We start from the raw sequence: 19899 nt of genomic DNA on the forward strand, positions 1-19899 counted from the left end.
GTGCCTCGGCGGTTTCGGAGTTCTTATTCCGGTTTAGTCCGATTTGCAGGCAGGCGCAAAGAGGAAACCCTCAAAAACCACTCACCTTTTCGCGCGTTTAGCCCAAAAGCGACTTGGCGGCAGCACGTGCTTCAGCGGTGATGGTGTCGCCAGACAACATGCGTGCGACTTCATCTACTCGCGCTTCCGGTGCCAGCGGCACAACCTCACTCAAAGTGATGTTGTCTACAATGCGCTTCTGGACGCGCCAATGATGTGCACCCAAAGCAGCAACTTGCGGAGAGTGAGTCACGACCAATACCTGTCCGCCATCTGCCAAAGCTTTCAAACGCCGACCAACCGCGTCCGCGGTCGCTCCGCCCACTCCGCGGTCAATTTCATCAAAGATCATGGTTATTCCCTGATCTTCGGAAGTCAGGCACACTTTCAGCGCCAGAAGAAACCGGCTCAATTCCCCGCCCGAAGCGATCTTTCCAAGCGGTCCTGCCGGCGCTCCAGGGTTGGTGGCCACGACAAATTCAACAAGGTCCTGCCCCTCTGGGCCCGCCTCGGCGCGTTCAACACGCGTTTCAAAGACCGCCCGCTCCATTTTCAATGGCGCAAGTTCTGACATCACCGCCGCGTCCAGCCTCCCCGCAGCAGCCCGACGCATTGCGCTCAGTGCTTCTGCAACCGTTTCGTAATCCGACTGAGCTTTACGAAGTTCATCTTTCAGCGACGTGATATGCCCTTCGCCCGCGTCCAAAGCCGCGAGACGATTTCGTAATTCTTCGGCAAACTCGCCCAGCACATCAGGGGCGACATCATGTTTCCGAGCGAGTGCCCGGATCGCAAACAAACGTTCCTCCGTTTGCTCCAGCTCATGCGGGTTGAATTCGAGAGCCTCCAAAGTCCTCTGGACGCCATCAACGGCGTCTCCGAGTTCGTTGAGAGCTCGCTCCAAAGCGGCCACCGGAGCGGTCAGATGATCTCCGGTCTCAGGCAAAGCGCTCTCCAACCATCTAAGAGCGTCCCCTATCGCCCCCTCGGCGCCACCTGAGCCCATCATGTCATGAGCCCTCGCAACGTTCTCGCGGACCTTCTCCGCCCCCTGCATCATGCGTCGACGCGCATCCAGATCCGCTTCCTCGCCGGGTTGCGGATCAAGTTGATCCAACTCGCCGACTGCATGGCGCAGGAAATCTTCCTCAGAACGCACGGCCTCTAACTCGGCCTCCGCGTCTGCCAAAGCCTTGCGTGCCGTTCCCAAGGCGGACCATGCGCTCCGCACGTCCCGCCGAGCGCCTTCTGTCTCCGCGAACGCATCCAACAGCGCACGGTGACCTTTCGGGTCCAGCAAACCACGGTCATCATGCTGTCCATGCAGCTCAATCAGGGTTTCCGAAAGACGTCGCAACACCTCGCCCGAACACCGGCGATCGTTGACCCAAGCCGTTTTTCGGCCGTCAGCTCGGTTCACACGACGCAAGATCAGCTCATCACCGCCCGGGATTCCGGCGTCTTCAAGAATCGCGTGTGCAGGATGCCCGCTGGGCAAATCAAACTCGGCGACAACCTCGCCCTGCTCCGCCCCTGCGCGGACCAGTTCCGCGCGTCCACGCCAACCCAGCACAAAGCCCAAACTGTCCAGCAAGATTGACTTGCCCGCGCCAGTTTCACCGGTCAGCACATTCAGGCCCGGCTGGAAGGCGAGCTCCAACCGGTCAATGATCAGCATGTCTCGAATATCAAGCGCGCGCAGCATCGTCAGCCAATCCGCAAGGCAAAGCCTTGCTGCCCCTTACAGCCACTTGCCCTTGAGCGTTTGGCGGTAAACCTGTTTCAACCAGCCGTCGCTTGCCGCCTCAAGTTCGAGGCCACGCCCGGTCAAAAGCTTGTAGCTGTCCTCGTACCAACTTGTGGCTTGGAAGTTGTGTCCAAGAATTGCACCAGCTGTCTGGGCTTCCGCTGTCAGACCAATGGACAAATAGGCTTCAACCAAACGATGCAGCGCCTCTGCCGTGTGCGTTGTGGTCTGGAAGTCCTCGACGACAACGCGGAAACGACTGATGGCCGCGCCGTAGTGATCCCGACGAAGATAATAGCGGCCGATTTCCATCTCTTTGGATGCCAAGTGGTCGAACGCTAGGTCAAATTTGAGAATTGAAGAACGAGCATATTCGGTGTCGGGGTAGATCTCGATCACTTTGCGCAACTCTTGCAGAGCCTGGAAAGTCAGCCCCTGATCGCGGCCGACTTCGTCGATCTGATCATAGTAACTAAGCGCAAGAAGATACTGCGCATAGGCCGCATCCTCCGACGCCGGGAAAAAGTCGATATACCGCTGAGCCGCCGCGCGACTTTCAGGATAGAGCTTCTCTTGGTGATAGCTGAAAGCCTGCATGATAATCGCACGCTCGGTCAGCTCCGAGTATGGATACAGACGTTCGATCTCCGAGAAATAGAACGCCGCATCCTCTCCGCGACCTCGACCAAGTTCCCATTCGCCGCGGCCATAGATCTGTTCAGCTGTGAATCCGTCAAGGGAGAAGTCGCCGCGTTTGACACGATCCGTTGTCGTATCTCCACACGCAGTGACCACCATCAAGGCAAGAATCGATCCGGCAATGCGAACGCGTGTCTTGATGCCTGCCATAGTGCTCAACCTCTTGATCTTCCTGACGGCAATTCCCCGCCCTAGGACAAGCTGTTAGCACAGAAAATTGCGGTGCAAAACGCCTTTGGCGTCATTTCGGGCACTTGGATCAGGCGACCGCGGGAATTTCACCGATATGCACACCCGCACCGGGCAAGCGGGCGGCCTGATCAGGCGCACAATCTTCGAAACACCAGGCATCAGGATCGGCAAACAATGTGCGCAGCAATTCGTTTGTCAGGGAGTGCCCAGCACGGAACCCCCGATAACGACCCAGAATCGGTGCGCCTGCCAGATACAGATCGCCAACTGCGTCCAGCATCTTGTGTCGCACCGGCTCATCGATGTGGCGGAGCCCGCCAGGGCTCAGAATTTTATCACCGTCAAATACGACAGCGTTTTCTTCGGGGTTCCCACCTAAAGCGAGACCGTTGGCCTGCATGGCTTCAACGTCTGCTTGCCGACAGAAAGTGCGGCTGTCGCTCAACTCACGAACGAAACTCCCGTTCGACAGCGTGATGCCCTTGGTCTGCTGACCAATTGCGGCATCTTCAAAGTCGATATGGAACTCCATTTGCATGTCCCGATCAGGGATCAGTTCGGCGCGCGCATCACCACGTGTCACCGAGATCGGCTTCAAAACGCGGATTGCGCGCACAGGCGCGTCCTGTTTTACAAGGCCGGCCCGCAGGAAAGCGCGTACAAAGTCTGCCGAGCTGCCATCCATGATTGGTACTTCGGAGGAGTCTATCTCGATCAGTGCATTGTGAATACCGCACCCCGCCAGAGCAGCCATAACGTGCTCGATCGTACCAACGGAAACGCCAGCGCTGTTCACAATGCGGGTACACAAGGCGGTTTGCTCAACGGCGTCCCAGCGGGCTGGAACCAATGCATCCTTGCCAATCACATCAATCCGCTTGAACCAGATACCAAAATTCGCTGATGCCGGCTGCACAGTCATGCGCACTGGCTGCCCCGAATGAAGGCCGGTTCCATTAAATGTGACGTTTGTTTTAAGCGTGGCTTGCACAGGTTGCCCCTAAGTGACGCGGCACACCCCAGTTGGCCGCATCATTGAGGTAAAAGGTCAGCGCTGTCACCTCAACTCAATCTTTGTAACGCTCTGAAACATGGCTGAAACAAATCGGCAGAAGATCGCCAATTGCCTCCTAAACACCTATAAAACAATGAAAAAAGCCGCCCCGATTGGGAGCGGCTTTTGACGAAATATTTTTGAGATTAGTTAGCCTGGCGACGCAAGAATGCCGGAATCTCGATCCGCTCCTGCTCTGCGTCAGCCTGCTGAGCGGGTTCCGCGGACTGAACCGTGGGCTGTACAGAAGGCTGCACACGCGGTTGTTGCGCGGCGCGTGGCGCTTGGGCTTCCGCCTGTTGATTACCCGCCATGCGGTTGAACAGGTTGTTGATACCGAAGCGCGGACGTTCGTCACCTTCAGGAGCCTCGGTCGCTGCCGGTTCCGCCGGACGGGCCGGGGCAGCCGGCGCTTTTTCGACAGCTGCCTGCAGACGCGCCATCAGTTGCGGCGTCGGCGTTCCCGGCGCGGGGCGCTGCGGGGCAACAAACTCTTCGGTCTCTTCCGCCTGCATCACTGCAGGCTCGGCTGGAGCTGGCTGGTAAGCCGGTGCAGGAACATCGTCACCACCTGCTGTGGTCGCATCGAAGACAGGTGCCGAAGGCGCCTCTTCTTCGAAGATGTGCTCCATCTGGTCTTCCGCAGCCGCTGTTTGCGGATCAAGTGTGTCGAATAGACCCGGTTCGCCCGCCACGACCGGTGTCTCGTTGGCTTCCGCGGTCATCGGTGTCGCAGCCGTTACAGTCGGCGCAACCGGAGTTTCTGTTGCGGGAACGGCAACCTCTGCTGTCGGCAGTGGCGCCGCCATACTACGGCGGGGAAGCGGCATCGGGCTTGTGCTTTCCGATGCATCAATTCCGGTTGCAACAACCGAGACGCGCATACCGCCTTCAAGAGAGCCGTCCATCGTAGAGCCCACGATGATGTTGGCGTCTTCGTCGACCTCTTGACGAATGCGGTTGGCCGCTTCGTCCAGTTCGAACAGTGTCAGATCGTGGCCACCCGTGATGTTGATAAGCACACCCTTCGCGCCCCGCAGCGAAATCTCGTCCAGCAGCGGGTTTGCGATCGCTTTCTCGGCAGCCTGAATGGCACGGTTCTCACCTTCAGCCTCACCGGTCCCCATCATCGCTTTGCCCATCTCGTCCATTACGGCGCGAACGTCCGCGAAGTCGAGGTTGATCAAGCCAGGACGCACCATAAGGTCCGTTACACCCTTTACGCCTTGATACAGAACATCGTCTGCCATCGAGAAGGCTTCGGTAAAGGTGGTCTTTTCATTCGCAAGACGGAACAGGTTCTGGTTCGGAATAATGATCAGCGTGTCGACCATCTTCTGAAGCTGTTCGACACCCTCTTCAGCCTGCCGCATACGCTTAGCGCCTTCGAACTGGAACGGCTTGGTAACAACGCCCACCGTCAAAACGCCCAGTTCACGGGCAGCCTGTGCAATAATCGGCGCAGCGCCAGTACCGGTGCCGCCCCCCATACCCGCAGTGATAAAGCACATGTGCGCGCCCGCGAGGTGATCTACGATCTGCTCGATGCTTTCCTCTGCAGCGGCAGAGCCCACCGATGGGCGCGCGCCTGCGCCAAGCCCTTCGGTTACCTTCACGCCAAGCTGCACGCGCTTGTCGGCGTCGCTTTGCTGGAGCGCCTGAGCGTCGGTGTTGGCAACGACGAATTCGACGCCTTCGAGCTCTTTGGCGATCATATTGTTGACCGCGTTACCACCAGCACCGCCAACACCAAAAACGGTGATACGGGGTTTCAGATCACCCTCATCGGGCATCGTCAGATTCAAAGCCATAGAACTGTCCGCCTGTTTTGTTTCTCTCCCCGCTTACGCCGGGAATTATTCTGCCTTCTCAACAGGTATTATTACCCACGCTTTCAGGAATCGTCATCCCCAAAAGCACGAAAGACCACAAAATATAGCCAAAAAAGCCATGAAATCCGCGGCATTTCGCTCAAATGCATAGATTTTGCGGGTTTTCAAAAATCCCCCACAAACACGAGAAATACTCCCGTCGGAAACACCCAAACGGAGAGACTCACATCGCACTATTGGAGGCCACTGCTCGGCCTGCTTGCCCGCACTTATACACGGTTATCCACAAGCTTATCCCAAGGCCAATCAGCCGTCACCCCCGAAAATGACGTCTCACCAATTGTCCTTGAACCATTTCACTGCACGCTTGAGTGACCGAACCGGATAGCGCTCCACAGGCAAGTCGAAGTCCCACCACTCATCCTGCGGGTGCGTCGCAAACAGACACATTCCGACTGCACTGGCAAAAGCAGGACCCGTGGCCGCCTGCGGCAAGCCGTGCACACGCATCGGACGCCCCAGCCGGACTTGCTGCCCAAGAATTTTGGAGGCGAGCCCATCCAGACCAGGAATCTGGCTCCCGCCACCTGTCAGGACGATCTGCTGGCTGGGCAGATGCTCGAAACCGGCAATGTCCAGTCGGGTACGAACTTCCTCAAGAATTTCCTCAACGCGCGGCCGCATGATCCCGATCAATTCAGCGCGGCTTACTGTACGTCGGTCATGCTCCCAATCACCCGTGTCGCCCTCAAGCTCGATCATTTCGCGGTCATCCATGCCCGTGGCGTGAACGCCGCCGTAAAATGTCTTGATCCGCTCGGCGTTGGCAGTCGGCACCTGGAGTCCCATCGAGATGTCGCTGGTGACATGCTCTCCCCCCATACGAACAGTGTCCGCATAGATCATGTGCTTCTTCATAAAAATGGAAAGGCTGGTTGCTCCACCACCCATGTCGATACACGCCGCGCCAAGCTCCTGCTCGTCTTCGACCAGAGCCGACATGCCGGACACATAGGCCGAACTTGCGATCCCTGCGAGCTCAAGGTCACAGCGCTTTACGCAATAGGCGAGGTTCTGAATAGCAACCTCGTCTACAGTCAGCATATGCATGTCCGTCGTTAGAGTTTGCCCAACTTGCCCGCGTGGATCACCAAGGCCCGAACGATGGTCCAAAGCAAAGTTCACCGGCTGTGCATGCAAGACTTCACGCCCTGCGCCATAGTCTGGAACGTCGCATGCCGCCAGTACACGCGCCACATCCTGCTCTGAAACAACTTCAGCTTCCACATCAACGCTGCCATCCAGCCCGTAGGACCGCGGCTCGGCTCCCGAGAAGCAGGCAATCACGTGATCAACACGGATTTTCGCCATCTTTTGGGCAGCCTGAATTGCAGTTCGGATTGCGCGCTCTGTTTCCTGCATTGCGCTGATCTCGCCAAATCGCACTCCGCGCGACCTTGTCGTCGCCGCACCAATCACGCGAAACCCGCTTTGCCCGGCCATCGATCCGATGCCGTCAGCCGCATTCAACCGGTCTGTGCCGTCAAATCGCAGAACCAGACAGGCGATCTTGGAACTACCCACATCCAGAACCGCAACCACGCCCCTTTGCATCGCCGCTTTGCGCATGTTGCGCATGGCCCGTTGGGATTCGTAAAGCTCTGTCATCTCAATTATTCCCTGCAGAGAGCTGGCTAATCCGCCACCATTCTTCTACCGCCGCCTGCGTCAGCCGGATTGTCGGCCGCGCAGCAAGGCGCATATCCACCACCACCAAATCACGCTCAAACATGTCATGAGCGCCGTTCAGAGCGATCACCCGTTCAAGAGCCTGCACGGCGCCTGTCTCGGGCAACAAAATGCGCTGCTTGCGATCCAGCACGAGATCCCAACGGCGCTGCCCAACGCGCACAAGGCCAATGACACGGTCTCCGAGCGGCTTAGCTGCCGCAAAAAGCTTCATGGCCTCGCCCACATGGCCGTCGCCGCCTTCGCCCGCGATCAACGGTTTTGAAGGGTGATCCAGCATGGCCACCATTGGCTGTGTGACATTGCCTTCGATGTCGACCAACGCGAGGCCCTGATGCGTACGCCAGAGGGCAACCGGCGTGCGCTCTTCAACATTGAACTGCAAAATGCCGCCTGGACGAATGCGCACCGCGACGCTGGCAATCCCCGGCAACTCCTCGGCGCGCTCTTGAATTTCTGACAGCTCAAGATCGAAGCTGCTGATCGGAAAATCCAAAGACAGAACCTCGCGGATGTCTTCCGCAGTGCTTTCCGACGCACCGTCAATGGCCATCGCATTGACCATGAACTCCGGTCGGGTCGCCAATTCGCGCCGGAACTCTGCAATTGTCAGGTTCAGTTGATCCCGACGACCTTCATCCGATAGCCACCACATACCCGCCCCAAGAACGACTGCAAACGGCAAAACCGTCCGCAGTGCCAAGCGAAACAACGGTGTCAGGAAAAGCCGCTCCATGCGGTATTTCCAGCGCGAAGGCGCCGGATCGGCGCGGTGGGTCACCTGTCGCATGACGCGTCCTCCACGATCCAGCTACAGAACTCGGGAAAGGTCATACCGGCATGCGCGGCCTGCTCCGGCGAAAGAGAAGTCGGCGTCATTCCAGGTTGGGTATTGGTTTCAAGCAGGATCAAGCCGTCCAGCCCTCGGGCCTCATCCCATCGAAAGTCGGTACGGGTGACACCTTTGCACCCCAGCGCGTTGTGCGCCCGTATCGCATACTCGAGACATGCATCGTAAATCTCTTGCGGTACGTTTGCCGGAATTTCGTGACGCGACCCGCCTTCTGCATATTTGGCTTCGTAGTCGTACCAGCCATCGGTGATGATATCGGTCACGCCAAGCGCACGATCGCCCATCACTGTGGTCGTAAGCTCCCGACCGGGCGCATAGGTTTCGACCATCACGTTCTCAGGCATGTCCTCGGACAATTTTGGAGGGGTGTTGGCACCTTCGTTGACAATATAGATGCCAACAGAACTGCCCTCATTGTTGGGCTTCACCACATATGGCGGCTCCATCAGGTGGCGCGCAGAGACCTCTTTCTTTGCGGCAATCACGCTCTCAACGACCGGCAGTCCTGCCCGCTTGAAAACGTCCTTTGAGCGCTGCTTGTCCATCGCGAGCGCAGAGGCGAGCACTCCGGAATGCGAATAGGGAATCCTCAGCCACTCGAGCAAACCCTGCACACAGCCGTCTTCGCCCCAACGGCCATGCAGGGCATTGAAAACCACATCAGGAGAGATTTCACCAAGGCGCGCAGCAACGTCGGGGCCGGCATCGACCTCAACCACTTCATAGCCTGCTTCCCGCAGTGCGGCTGCGCATTCACGCCCTGTCGACAGTGACACCTCGCGCTCAGCAGAGGGTCCACCCATCAATACCGCCACTTTGGGGTTTGTCCCGCTCGACATAACCCTACGTGCCTCAATGTCCCGAGCCGATCTTTGTCTGGCTCTTGTTATTTAGGGCGTTTCGCCCGTTACCTGCGTTCGCTGTCCGGCCATAATTTTGTGCCTGTTGCCGGTTCAGCTTTGCCTTCATTCGCTTATCGGTTCACCGATGCGCATGATTTCCCACTGTAAATCTATTCCACTGTTTTGGAAAACCCTTTTTCTCACTTCCTCACCCAGATTTTCCAGATCCGAGGCAGTTGCGTTGTCCGCATTTATCATAAAGTTGGAATGCATTTCGCTCATCTGGGCTCCACCTACCCGCGCACCACGCATTCCTGCATCGTCAATGACTTTCCAGGCCTTGAGATCATGTACATCATCGGATTTGCCTGTTGAACTGAAGCCCGCGGGATTGCGAAAGGTGCTACCAGCACTCCGTTCTTTTGTGGGCTGCGTTGCATCACGCTTGGTCAGTTGATCAATCATTCGAGCTTCGAGGTCTTCCGGATTTCCACTTGGCCCTTCAAGAACGGCTTCAACCAGCACGCAACCGTGTTGCAGGTCTGTCTGCCGGTATTGAAACTGAAGGTCTTCTGCGGTCAATTTTACAATCTCACCCGCACGCGTAACGGCTGTCGCCTCGACGAAAACGTCCGCTATATAGCTGCCATAGCAACCGGCGTTCATGCGAACCGCGCCGCCGATTGCACCCGGGATCGTGCGCAAAAATGTGAGATCAACTCCCGCTGCCGCCGCTTTTCGCGCTACGTGGGCGTCCAGTGCCGCCGCACCCGCACGAACACGGTTGCCTTCGATTTCAATACCATTGAACCCACGCCCAAGACGGACCACGACCGCCCTTAGCCCGCCATCGCGCACAATTAAATTACTTCCGACACCCATCGGAAAAACGTCTATGCCAGCAGGCAAGGCCTTCTGAAATGCAGACAGATCCTCAATATCTGCGGGTTGGAACAGGAAGTCCGCAGGCCCGCCTACACGCAGCCACGTTAAATCGGAGAGCACCTTGTTTTCGGTCAGTTTACCACGCGGCCGGGGCATTGCTGTCATCTGGAAACTCCTGTGAATTTGAACGAAGCGATACCGAAGGCGCTAGTCCTGAGCAAGCCCATGCGCGTTGTCAGCCAACCCGCCGTTTTTGTCCCTGGGCGAACAAAAGCCAAGCCGTCGCCAAAGAGACCGCCAAAGCGCCCAGCATCCACCAGCGATAGCCTTGCAACCTTTCAAGCTCGATCATTTCTTCTTCGGTGACCATGACACCCAAGGTTAGGTCAAAGAGCAACAAAAGCGCCGCCAGGCTCAAAACAATGCCCTGTGCCCTCTTCAAATGCTCACGCCGATCTCGCTTGCCTGCCACGAAGCCGTAGACAGGAAACAACAACACGCAAAACCAGATCAGAGCACTCAAGCCTAATGCGAGGTCCAACATCAGCTCACCCGCCTCTTCAGCCAGAGCCAAGCGTAGTACACCGGCCAGCGCATAATCCATCCGCCCATGATCAGCAGGATCAAAGCGACCCAGGGACCATTTTGGACATACACGCCAATCAGTATTGGCACGCCAATCGCGATCATGAAGTACGCGAATTTCCAGAGATGGTCCTTACTGGGAAACATCGCCCTGAAGTTGGCAGCCACCAGCCAAAGACACGCCAGACCAAGTGAGAGGGTCATTTCGGCACCTCTTCCGTCGGAAGCCCAAGCGCCTTGCGACCAAAAAAGACCAGCGGCTTGCGGAACATCGAGACAAAACCAAACAAAGCCGCAGCGCCAAACCAGAAACCGTGGTCATGCCAAATCACACCGATCAGAACCGGAGCAACCAGTAACAACGCCACTCCCGGCACATACTGGTATCGCATCGGTAGCATCGCGACACCCGTCGCTGCCAAAACCCAGAAGCAGGCAAGCTTTAGTGCCAGACTCATTCATATTCCTCCCAAGAACAGCGCCAAGGCGCCCAAAGACAGCACCAACCCCAGAACGGGCACTGCCATTGAAACCCGAAACGGGGATTCCGGCTCTCGCCGTTTTAACACGATCAAAGCACCATTCATGACAACAAACGCGCTCAACAATATAATAGACGTGACCTCAGCCAGCTTTGCCACATTGGCGCTCATGGCGGCGGCAATGACCAAGCCCCCCACCAAAACAGTGGCGCTATAGGGCGTGCCCCGTTTTGGGTGCACATGGTGAAACACAGCCAGTGCGCGGCTGCGACGCCCCAAACCGAATAGAACACGGCTGGCCATCACAATTTGCGCCAAAACGCCATTCAGTGCCGCAAAGACAGCAATTCCAGCAAGGATCGCGCCGGTCGCCGCGCTGTCCCGAGTTTGCAGTACAAGCACCAATGGACTCTCGCTGCCTGCCAACGCCTGCATTGGAACAACCCTTACTGTAACCCACGTCACCAAGGCGTAGACCAACGTCGTCAATACAAGCGACACCACAATTGCTCTGGGAATATTCCGTTCGGGGCGCTCCACCTCTTCCGCCATGTTCACGATGTCTTCAAACCCGATGAAAGCAAAGAACGCCAAAACTGCCGCCGTCCCGATCGCAGCCCAAGGCCATTCGGTGAAACCGGGAGCCGTTGCATTTTGCCAGTCGGGCGACAGAGGCGCATCCCATCCGGCCCAGACAACCAGAGCAAGCCCTGCAAGTTCGACGATAGTGAACACCGCCGCGAGAGCGAGGCTTTCCATAACCCCATAAAGGGCAACGGCTGTCAGGAGAATGGCCAAGACGACAATCGCTGCCACCTCAGGGACTGTCACCAGCGCCAGTAAATACCCCGCACCGCCACGCAGTACTGCGGCGGCCGACACAACACCGGTAGCGACTATCGCAAGACCGACGATCACCGCCACAGCTTGCGACCGGAAGGCCTTATGAACAAAAGCAGCCTCTCCTGCCGCCTCGGGGATACGGGCAGACAGCTCGCCGTAGCTTAATGCCGTTGGAGCCGCGACAAGGCCGGCAAGCAAAAACGCTATAGGTGCATAGATCCCGGCTTCGCCCGCCACAGCACCGACGAGCACGTAAATCCCCGCACCCACCATAACGCCAACGCCATAAGCGATGAGCAGGCCCAGACCCACATTGCGTTTGAGATGTTCCGACACGTCTGCCCTCAAGTCTTTTTCTAGAAAAGAGGTCAAATGAACGGAAATTTCCAGTGGTTTTTAGTTAACTGAGACGTTTTGGAAGCGCGTTGGCCCAAGCGCTGATCGAGCCGGCGCCAAGGCAGACAACAATATCACCCGTATTTGCCGCGTCGTCCACCAACCTGACCAGATCGTCTTCGTTGCTGATCGCTACGGCATGCCGGTGACCATGCGCAACAAGGCCGGCGATCAGGTCGTCACGGCTTGCGCCCTCAATCGGAGCTTCTCCGGCGGCAAACACATCTGCGATGCCAACCACATCCGCCTCGTTAAAGCAGGTGCAAAAATCTTCAAACAAAGAATGAAGGCGTGTGTAGCGATGTGGTTGGTGTACCGCGATCACACGGCCGCCGCTGTCACCAATTGCTTGTCTCGCAGCCTTCAATACTGCGGCAATCTCCACAGGGTGATGCCCATAGTCGTCAATAACCGGCACTCCCCCTTTGATTTCACCAACCTTGGTGAACCGCCGGTTCACGCCGCCGAAGCTTGCCAACGCATCACGAATTTCATCCAGCTTCATTCCCAAATGCCGCGCAATAGCAACGGCGGACAAGGCATTCGATACGTTGTGATCACCCGGCATTGGAAGAGAACAGTTCTCGATGACCTTGTTCTCGGCCTGCAACTGAATGTCAAAGTGCGCAACGCCCGCTTTGTATGTCAAATTCACAGCGCGGACGTCGGCTTGCGCATTGAACCCAAAGGTCACTACGCGGCGATCGGTGATCTTGCCAACCAGCGTCTGAACATCCGGATCGTCGGTGCAGCACACTGCCAATCCGTAGAATGGAATGTTGGAAACGAAGTCATAAAAGCCCTTGTGCAAGGCTTCCTCCGTCCCCCAATGCTCCATGTGCTCCGGATCAATATTTGTCACAATAGCAATGGTTGCGGGAAGACGGTTGAACGTCCCGTCGCTTTCGTCGGCTTCGACAACCATCCATTCGCCATCCCCCACTCGCGCATTGGAACCATAGGCGTGGATAATGCCGCCGTTGATAACGGTTGGGTCAAATTTGCCGTGATCCAGCAACGCCGCGACCATCGTCGTGGTCGTTGTCTTGCCGTGTGTTCCCGCAACCGCAATATTGGATTTCAACCGCATTAATTCGGCCAACATCTCGGCGCGGCGCACCACCGGCAAACCCTTGAGGCGCGCTTCGTCCAACTCCGGGTTGCCCGGTTTGATTGCGCTGGAAATCACCACCACTTCTGCATTTTCCAGGTTTTCTGCACGTTGACCTTCAAAGATCGTTGCGCCCATTCCCGCAAGCCGCTCGGTGATCTTTGTCGATTTCAGATCAGAACCCTGCACCTGATAGCCATGATTGATTAGCACTTCGGCAATGCCTGACATGCCAATTCCACCAATACCAACAAAGTGAATGGCGCCCACGTCGCCGGGAAGTTTCGTCGCTGCGTTCATGTTCTTATTCCTTGTGCGCAAGCGTTTCGACGAGCGCGACCAGTGCTTCGGTCGCGTCTGGCTTGCCGGCCCGCAGTGCTGCGGCCGCCATCTGATTGGCTCCCTGAGGGTTACCGAGTATCAGCGCCATTTGTTCTGACAAGCTTTCCGCTGACAGCAGGCTTTCGGGGATCACAATCGCCCCACCCGCTTCAGAAAGCCCCTTTGCGTTTGCAGTCTGGTGATCTCCGGCTGCGGCGGCGAACGGTATCAAAATCGAAGGACGACCGATCACGCTGATATCTGCAACACTGGATGCGCCCGAACGCGAAACCACCAACTGCGCCTCACTCATCCGAGCAGGTACATCATTGAAAAACGGCTGCACGTCTGCCGCGATTCCGTGTTCCGCGTAAAAAGACGTCACGCGGTCAAAATCCTCGTCACGTGCCTGATGACTTACGCGCAGGTTTCGTAAAATTTCTTGCGGCAAGGACGCCACTGCAGCCGGAACCACGTCGCTCAGAATTCGTGCGCCCTGCGAACCGCCTATTATAAGCATCGACATGGGGTAGTCGCCCGGCTCGATATAGCCTGCGCCAGCGCGATCCATGACTGCTTTTCGCACTGGATTTCCCACGTGCTGGCCTTCGACGTCATCCGGCAAAGTTGTCGGCCAAGTGCCACATGCCACAACGTCTACGCGCTTGGCAAAAACCTCGTTGACCCGCCCCAGAATTCCGTTTTGCTCGTGGATCATACGCGGCAACTTCATCAGCCACGCCGCGCCCATCGCTGGTATGGTCGGATAGCCGCCAAAACCAACAACGACATCTGGACGGTCGCGCCGCATTTTCATGACCGCGCCAAAAACACCGCCCAAAATGCGAAACGGAACAGCAATCTTTGCAAGAACACCGCCACGCGCGAACGTAGCGGAACTCATTTGCTCGATCTCGACAGTGTGCGGAAAGCCACCAGTGTAACGCGCACCCCGCGCGTCGGTCGACAGTTTCACACGCCAGCCTTTGCGCAACATCACCTCGGCCAGCGCCTGCGCCGGGAACATATGTCCACCTGTACCGCCTGCTGCAATCACCAGAAGTGGCTGTCTACTCATCTCACGTTTCCCCGCAGAATATCACCGATCTCGCCCTGAGGCCGGCTGCGGGTAAACGCCAAAATCATGCCGACTGCAATCCCCCCTGCAATCAGGGAAGACCCGCCATAGCTCACGAACGGCAAAGTCATGCCTTTGGATGGCAAAAGACGCACTGCAACGCCCATGTTCACCATCGCCTGAACGCCAAAGATGCTCACCAATCCGGTACCGGCAAGCCGGATAAATGGATCGCGTTCGCGCATCAAACGGAAGTAACTGCGCAGAACCACGGTCGCGTAAAGCGCGATGATCAGCAACACGAGGATCAGTCCGTATTCTTCTGCAGCAACCGAAATGATGAAATCAGTGTGCGCGTCGGGCAAAGACCACTTCACCGTGCCTTCCCCCACGCCAACTCCGAACAGCCCACCCTCGCGGATGGCGTTTGTGGCATAGCCAATCTGTGTGGTGGGGTCGAGCGACCGGTCCAGAAACCCGTCGATCCGTCGGGCAAAGTGTTCCGAACTGGAATAGGCCAACTGCGCCGCGGGGACCAACGCCAGCAGGATGCCACCGATCAACATCATCGGCGCGCCGGACACAAAGTACATCACACTCCAGCCAAACAAGATCAGGCAAGCCTGACCAAAGTCTGGCTGCATTGCGAGGATCAGAACAATCGTGATCATCAAAAGAAACGACCACATGCGCCCCGGGGGGCCATTAATCTCTTCGTTCGCCGCCATCATCCACGCACAGACAACTACAAATCCGGGTTTCAGAAACTCAGACGGCTGAATTGACGCAAATCCGAGCGAATACCATCGCATCGCGCCTTTGCCAAAGTCGGTGCCAAAAAATGGAAGCAGCACCAACGCAATCATTGTCACGCCAAAACCAAGCACCGATAAGCGTCGGACAAGTTTGGGAGACATCATGGACGTCAACAACATTGCGACTAAAGCTGCGCCGCCGAAAATCGCCTGCTTTTTAACGTAGTGGAAGGGTTCGAACCCGTTTTTTGCCGCCAACGGAGGGCTCGCCGCCATTCCCAGCATAATCCCAATCACAAACAGCAAAAGGATGGACGTCATCGTCCATTTATCCAGCGTCTGCCACCACTTGGGCAATACGGGCTCACGCTCGTGCGCAGGAAGCGCACCATAAACCATCTCTGTCATCGGATAACCGCCGATCTCTGCCTCTGTTTGCCCGTGGCCGGTTTTCTCGGTTCCACAAGCTGCCCGTTTGCCGGGTCTGAGCGGAACCTTAACACCCAAAACCCTTCATGGAAAGTAAAGAGAACCCGATAAGTTGCGCGACCGCACGCCCTTGACGCTTCGCCGTTCATGAGGCACCCCGCAAACATGAAATGGGATACAATCATTCTTGGCGCTGGTGCAGCCGGCATGATGTGCGCGACACAAACAGGTGGGCGCACGCTTGTGCTTGATCACGCCAAGGCTCCGGGAGAGAAAATCCGCATCTCCGGCGGCGGGCGCTGCAACTTCACCAACATGTACGCCGGTCCAGAGAATTTTCTGAGCGGCAACCCCCATTTCTGCAAATCCGCGCTCAGCCGCTACACGCAATGGGATTTCGTCGATTTGGTCGCGGCCCACGGCATCCCCTACCACGAGAAAACACTAGGCCAGCTTTTCTGCGACAACTCGGCAAAGGACATCATCGCGATGTTGCGCGCCGAAATGACAAAAGCTGGCGCACAGCTCCGCCTGGAAACATCTGTCGTCAGCGTGCGCCATGATGGAACAGCTTTCACTGTTGAGACCGAAAAAGCGGGGCAACGCCAAACTCAAAATTGCACGAACCTTGTTCTTGCGACAGGAGGCAAGTCGATCCCAAAGATGGGTGCAACCGGCCTCGCCTATGACCTCGCCCTGCAATTCGGCTTGTCGCTCACAGAAACCCGCGCCGGCCTCGTTCCATTCACCTTCTCGGAACAACGCTTCAAGGACATATCAGGCGTGGCACTCCCGGTCCGCGCAGCCGCCAATGGCGTTTCTTTTGAAGAAGCCATGCTGTTCACTCACCGCGGCCTTTCCGGGCCGGCCATGTTGCAAATCAGTTCGTATTGGCAGGAGGGCCAAGAGATAATTGTAAATCTCTTCCCGGACTCTGACCCTCTCAGCGTCCTGCGCAGCCGGCGTCAGGAACAGGGTCGCCGTAACCTGACAACCGAACTCGCCACGCTCTTGCCGGCTCGACTGGTTGACCATTTGTCAGGAAGCCTCGATTTGCGAGGCAATCTTGCCGACCAGTCAGACAGCGCCCTGAACTCGCTTTGCGAGGCTTTGCAAAGCTGGCGACTGCGCCCTTCCGGGACAGAAGGTTATCGTACCGCCGAAGTCACCCTTGGAGGGATCAACACCGACGGGCTGTCCTCCAAAACAATGGAATCCAAATCATTGCCTGGCCTCTTTGCCATCGGCGAGGCAGTTGATGTCACTGGTTGGCTTGGGGGCTTCAATTTCCAATGGGCTTGGAGCTCGGGCTGGGCCGCGGGTCAATCCATACGCGCCCGACACTAAACAAAAAGAAACGGCCCCTCTGAAACCAGAGAGGCCGTGTTGTCCATTACAGCAATTCTCAGCGATGCGCATCTGCCTTTTCAAAGACGCTCGACAGACGTGTCCGAAGTTTCTTTGCAGACCCCTTCAAAGCTGCCTGAATATCCGCAGCTTCGTGGTGTGCCGACATCGGGTCCATGCCCCGCGGACGGGCCTCCATGGTGCACAAAATATGATCCGGCCCATGCTTGTCCGCATTCTGGTCTTTCAGATGCACCTCAACACGGGTCAACCGATCGCTCAAGTGTTCGAGATCGTTCTGAACGGCCAGTTCGGCCACTTCGATCACACGCTCGTCACCATGAATAAAGTTGTCGGTGTTCACCTGAATTTGCATCATCAGATCCTCTCTTTGTTACACTACTGACCTATGGTCAGCCCCTTGCTAAAACAAGGTTTGAACAGGGAAAATCGCTGTTCGACCTGACGATAGTTCGGCGCCTTTTCGCCCACTTTGACAGAGGTCAAACCCAACCCGCAAAAACCATCAAATGCGACACACCTTTAATTCAATCGCGCCTGCACCTGGGCGACAAAATCTTCACCGCGTTTCTCAAAACTGTCGTATTGATCAAAGCTGGCCGCAGCTGGCGCCAAAAGCACAACCTCACCGCTTTGCGCCTCTTTCATTGCCCGTTCCACTGCTGTCTCCATGGTGGTGCACACCTCGGCTTCGACGCCTTTCAACTGCATCGCAAAGCCGGCAGCTTCCCGCCCGATGACATAGGCTTTCACAACCTCTCCGGCGCTCTCCGTCAGGGTCCCCAAACCACCTTCTTTCTCCAACCCGCCACAGATCCATCGTATGCGCTTGAAAGCAGACAGCGCCATCTTCGCAGCATCCACATTTGTGGCCTTGCTGTCGTTCACAAAGGTCACGCCATTTGCTTCGGCAATGATCTGGCTGCGGTGTGGCAAACCACCGAAACTCTCAAACGCCTTCTCGATCACTTTCGGCGCCAATCCCAAGGACCGGCACACAGCATAAGCGGCACAGGCATTCTGATGGTTGTGCGCCCCCGGCAGGCCTTTGATCGCGCGCAGGTCAATCGAGCCAGCCTGCCGTCCCTTGCGGTATTCACTCAAAAATCCTTTGCGGGCGAACACATTCCACCCCGCCTCGGTCAACTTGCGCTCGATCGATACGCGGATCACCCGATCATCCCCCGCGCCTTCGCTCAACTGCCCTGCCAGATAAAGCCCTTCGTCCTCATCGACACCCACCACGGCCCGATCCGGCCCGCCTTCGGCAAACAACCGACGTTTGGCCGCGAAATAGCCGCCCATGCCCGCATGCCGGTCCAGATGATCAGGGCTGAGATTGGTGAAGACACACACATCCGGCGTCAGGCTGCGCGCCAGATCGGTCTGATAGCTCGACAGCTCCAGCACCACGACCTCGCCATCCTCTGCCGGTTCAAGATCTAGCACCCCGCGCCCGATATTGCCCGCCAGTTGCGTGCGCCGCCCCGCCTCGGTCAACACATGATGGATCAACGCGGACGTGGTCGACTTGCCATTTGACCCCGTCACCGCCACCACCTGCGGCGTGGTTTCATACATGTCCCACTCCCGCGTCGCGAACGACCGGAAAAAGAGCCCAATATCGTTGTCCACCGGCACACCCGCCAGCAAGGCCGCCTTCACAACCGGGTTCGGCTCTGGGTAAAGATGCGGAATGCCCGGGCTGACAATCAACGCCGCCACGCCCTCAAACGCGCCTTGCTTCAGCAAATCCCGACAGGCAAACCCCTCGGCCTCAGCCTTTTCGCGCGCCACAGGGTTGTCGTCCCAACAGATCGCCTCCGCCCCGCCATCGCGCAGCGCCCGCGCCGTGGCAAAGCCGGAACGTCCCAACCCCAGCACAGCCACCTGCGCACCTTCATAGCCTTGTACCGGAATCATCGCTCGTTCCCCATCGTCTCGTCGCGCCCAGACTGCCTTGTGACACACGGATGCACAAGCAAAGCAAATCTCCAGTTTTCAACACGCGAAACTACGCTTAGGGTTTCACCAAAAGGATGAGTGATGAAGACTTTTGCCAATGGGCTAGCCACGATTTGTGCCGCGTTCATTTTGAGCCAACCTATTCAAGCACAAGTCTCTAAACTGCCCCGCTTCGAAGTTTCGAACATCGAGTGGGAAAGTCCAGACAGAGCGCGCATGGATTGGGTACTTGCCAACGATACCGGCGAGGCTTTCTGCAATCTTATGTCAGTTGGGCCACTGGACCCAAATCCCGCCAATCGGCTTTGGGCGCTGACCATTGCAAAGAACCCGGAAGGTACTTGGTGGGGCTTCCCGCCCCATTGGCTTTTGTATCACGCCCCTGAAGACCCCCCGTTTCAATTTGAGGTGCAGAGGTTCCCTCCGGGCACAACAATAAACGCGTCTTCTTTTGTCTACCCTGATCACTTTTCGAGCGATGGTGCCGAGCGTTTTGCCGTGGAGATTATCCTATTTCGGTGTTCGGATTCTGACGCACTGAACCTACCGACTCCACTTCGAAGATCGGATTGGATGGGTGATCCTCCACAGCCAAAGGCGCTCTATTCGGATGGCTTGATCTATTTGCGATCAACGCTGAGTGATTTGCTGCCGCCACCGGCTGACAAATAACC

General features: G+C 57.0%; 19 protein-coding genes. 2 read left to right on the forward strand and 17 right to left on the reverse strand.

All coding sequences use genetic code 11. The features are described 5' to 3' along the window. Positions 1 to 97: 97 nt before the first annotated feature. The 15 genes from recN to ftsW all read right to left on the reverse strand — a co-directional run bounded on the left by recN (position 98) and on the right by ftsW (position 15871). A complete protein-coding gene (gene recN / locus BXY66_RS09935) occupies positions 98 to 1744 on the reverse strand; it encodes a DNA repair protein RecN (RefSeq protein ID WP_132859952.1) in 1647 nt (548 codons plus the stop codon). Positions 1745 to 1780: 36 nt separating this feature from the next. Further along, positions 1781 to 2635: an outer membrane protein assembly factor BamD gene (locus BXY66_RS09940; protein WP_132859953.1), complete on the reverse strand. Its 855-nt coding sequence runs from the start codon at positions 2633 to 2635 to the stop codon at positions 1781 to 1783. Between the two features lie 109 nt (positions 2636 to 2744). Beyond that, positions 2745 to 3668 (reverse strand): UDP-3-O-acyl-N-acetylglucosamine deacetylase, encoded by a 924-nt coding sequence (lpxC, locus tag BXY66_RS09945; protein WP_132859954.1) that lies wholly within the window; start codon positions 3666 to 3668, stop codon positions 2745 to 2747. Positions 3669 to 3877: 209 nt separating this feature from the next. Next, complete coding sequence (ftsZ, locus tag BXY66_RS09950; RefSeq protein WP_132859955.1) at positions 3878 to 5542, reverse strand: cell division protein FtsZ; 1665 nt, start codon at positions 5540 to 5542, stop codon at positions 3878 to 3880. Positions 5543 to 5896: 354 nt separating this feature from the next. Next, complete coding sequence (gene ftsA / locus BXY66_RS09955) at positions 5897 to 7231, reverse strand: cell division protein FtsA (RefSeq protein ID WP_207911302.1); 1335 nt, start codon at positions 7229 to 7231, stop codon at positions 5897 to 5899. A 1-nt stretch (position 7232) separates the two neighbouring features. Next, positions 7233 to 8102, reverse strand: a complete 870-nt coding sequence (locus BXY66_RS09960; protein ID WP_132859956.1) for a cell division protein FtsQ/DivIB — start codon at positions 8100 to 8102, stop codon at positions 7233 to 7235. Next, a complete protein-coding gene (locus tag BXY66_RS09965) occupies positions 8090 to 9004 on the reverse strand; it encodes a D-alanine--D-alanine ligase (RefSeq protein WP_132859957.1) in 915 nt (304 codons plus the stop codon). The genes BXY66_RS09960 and BXY66_RS09965 overlap by 13 nt, the downstream gene beginning before the upstream one ends. Positions 9005 to 9130: 126 nt before the next feature. Further along, entirely contained in the window at positions 9131 to 10057 is a 927-nt protein-coding gene (murB, locus tag BXY66_RS09970; RefSeq protein WP_132859958.1) for a UDP-N-acetylmuramate dehydrogenase, read from the reverse strand. A gap of 70 nt (positions 10058 to 10127) precedes the next feature. Next, a complete protein-coding gene (locus tag BXY66_RS09975) occupies positions 10128 to 10436 on the reverse strand; it encodes a hypothetical protein (protein WP_132859959.1) in 309 nt (102 codons plus the stop codon). Next, the gene (locus tag BXY66_RS09980) at positions 10436 to 10681 is read right to left on the reverse strand and encodes a DUF2484 family protein (RefSeq protein WP_132859960.1); all 246 of its coding nucleotides are present in this window, start codon (positions 10679 to 10681) and stop codon (positions 10436 to 10438) included. The genes BXY66_RS09975 and BXY66_RS09980 overlap by 1 nt, the downstream gene beginning before the upstream one ends. Further along, positions 10678 to 10935, reverse strand: a complete 258-nt coding sequence (locus BXY66_RS09985; protein ID WP_132859961.1) for a DUF2484 family protein — start codon at positions 10933 to 10935, stop codon at positions 10678 to 10680. The genes BXY66_RS09980 and BXY66_RS09985 overlap by 4 nt, the downstream gene beginning before the upstream one ends. After that, positions 10936 to 12138, reverse strand: a complete 1203-nt coding sequence (locus BXY66_RS09990) for an APC family permease (protein WP_132859962.1) — start codon at positions 12136 to 12138, stop codon at positions 10936 to 10938. Positions 12139 to 12202: 64 nt separating this feature from the next. Further along, complete coding sequence (murC, locus tag BXY66_RS09995; protein WP_132859963.1) at positions 12203 to 13609, reverse strand: UDP-N-acetylmuramate--L-alanine ligase; 1407 nt, start codon at positions 13607 to 13609, stop codon at positions 12203 to 12205. Positions 13610 to 13613: 4 nt separating this feature from the next. Continuing rightward, a complete protein-coding gene (locus BXY66_RS10000) occupies positions 13614 to 14708 on the reverse strand; it encodes a UDP-N-acetylglucosamine--N-acetylmuramyl-(pentapeptide) pyrophosphoryl-undecaprenol N-acetylglucosamine transferase (protein WP_132859964.1) in 1095 nt (364 codons plus the stop codon). Then, a complete protein-coding gene (gene ftsW, locus BXY66_RS10005) occupies positions 14705 to 15871 on the reverse strand; it encodes a putative lipid II flippase FtsW (RefSeq protein ID WP_132860414.1) in 1167 nt (388 codons plus the stop codon). Before ftsW ends, BXY66_RS10000 begins: the two co-directional genes overlap by 4 nt. Before the next feature lie 186 nt (positions 15872 to 16057). Here ftsW and BXY66_RS10010 point away from each other — a divergent pair, with 186 nt between their 5' ends. Then, on the forward strand, positions 16058 to 17239 hold the full coding sequence (locus tag BXY66_RS10010) for a BaiN/RdsA family NAD(P)/FAD-dependent oxidoreductase (protein ID WP_132859965.1): 1182 nt from the start codon (positions 16058 to 16060) through the stop codon (positions 17237 to 17239). A gap of 58 nt (positions 17240 to 17297) precedes the next feature. On the opposite strand, the gene BXY66_RS10015 is transcribed toward BXY66_RS10010, so the two are convergent. Then, positions 17298 to 17618 carry an HPF/RaiA family ribosome-associated protein gene (locus tag BXY66_RS10015; protein ID WP_243694339.1) on the reverse strand — a complete coding sequence of 107 codons (321 nt, stop codon included), beginning with the start codon at positions 17616 to 17618 and terminating at the stop codon, positions 17298 to 17300. A gap of 164 nt (positions 17619 to 17782) precedes the next feature. Continuing rightward, the gene (murD, locus tag BXY66_RS10020; RefSeq protein ID WP_132859966.1) at positions 17783 to 19183 is read right to left on the reverse strand and encodes a UDP-N-acetylmuramoyl-L-alanine--D-glutamate ligase; all 1401 of its coding nucleotides are present in this window, start codon (positions 19181 to 19183) and stop codon (positions 17783 to 17785) included. A gap of 258 nt (positions 19184 to 19441) precedes the next feature. Between murD and BXY66_RS10025 the strand changes: the two genes are divergently transcribed. Next, positions 19442 to 19897, forward strand: a complete 456-nt coding sequence (locus BXY66_RS10025; protein ID WP_165929146.1) for a hypothetical protein — start codon at positions 19442 to 19444, stop codon at positions 19895 to 19897. Positions 19898 to 19899 lie beyond the last annotated feature (2 nt).

The sequence above is a fragment of the Shimia isoporae genome, assembly GCF_004346865.1.
GTDB classification, from domain to species: domain Bacteria; phylum Pseudomonadota; class Alphaproteobacteria; order Rhodobacterales; family Rhodobacteraceae; genus Shimia; species Shimia isoporae.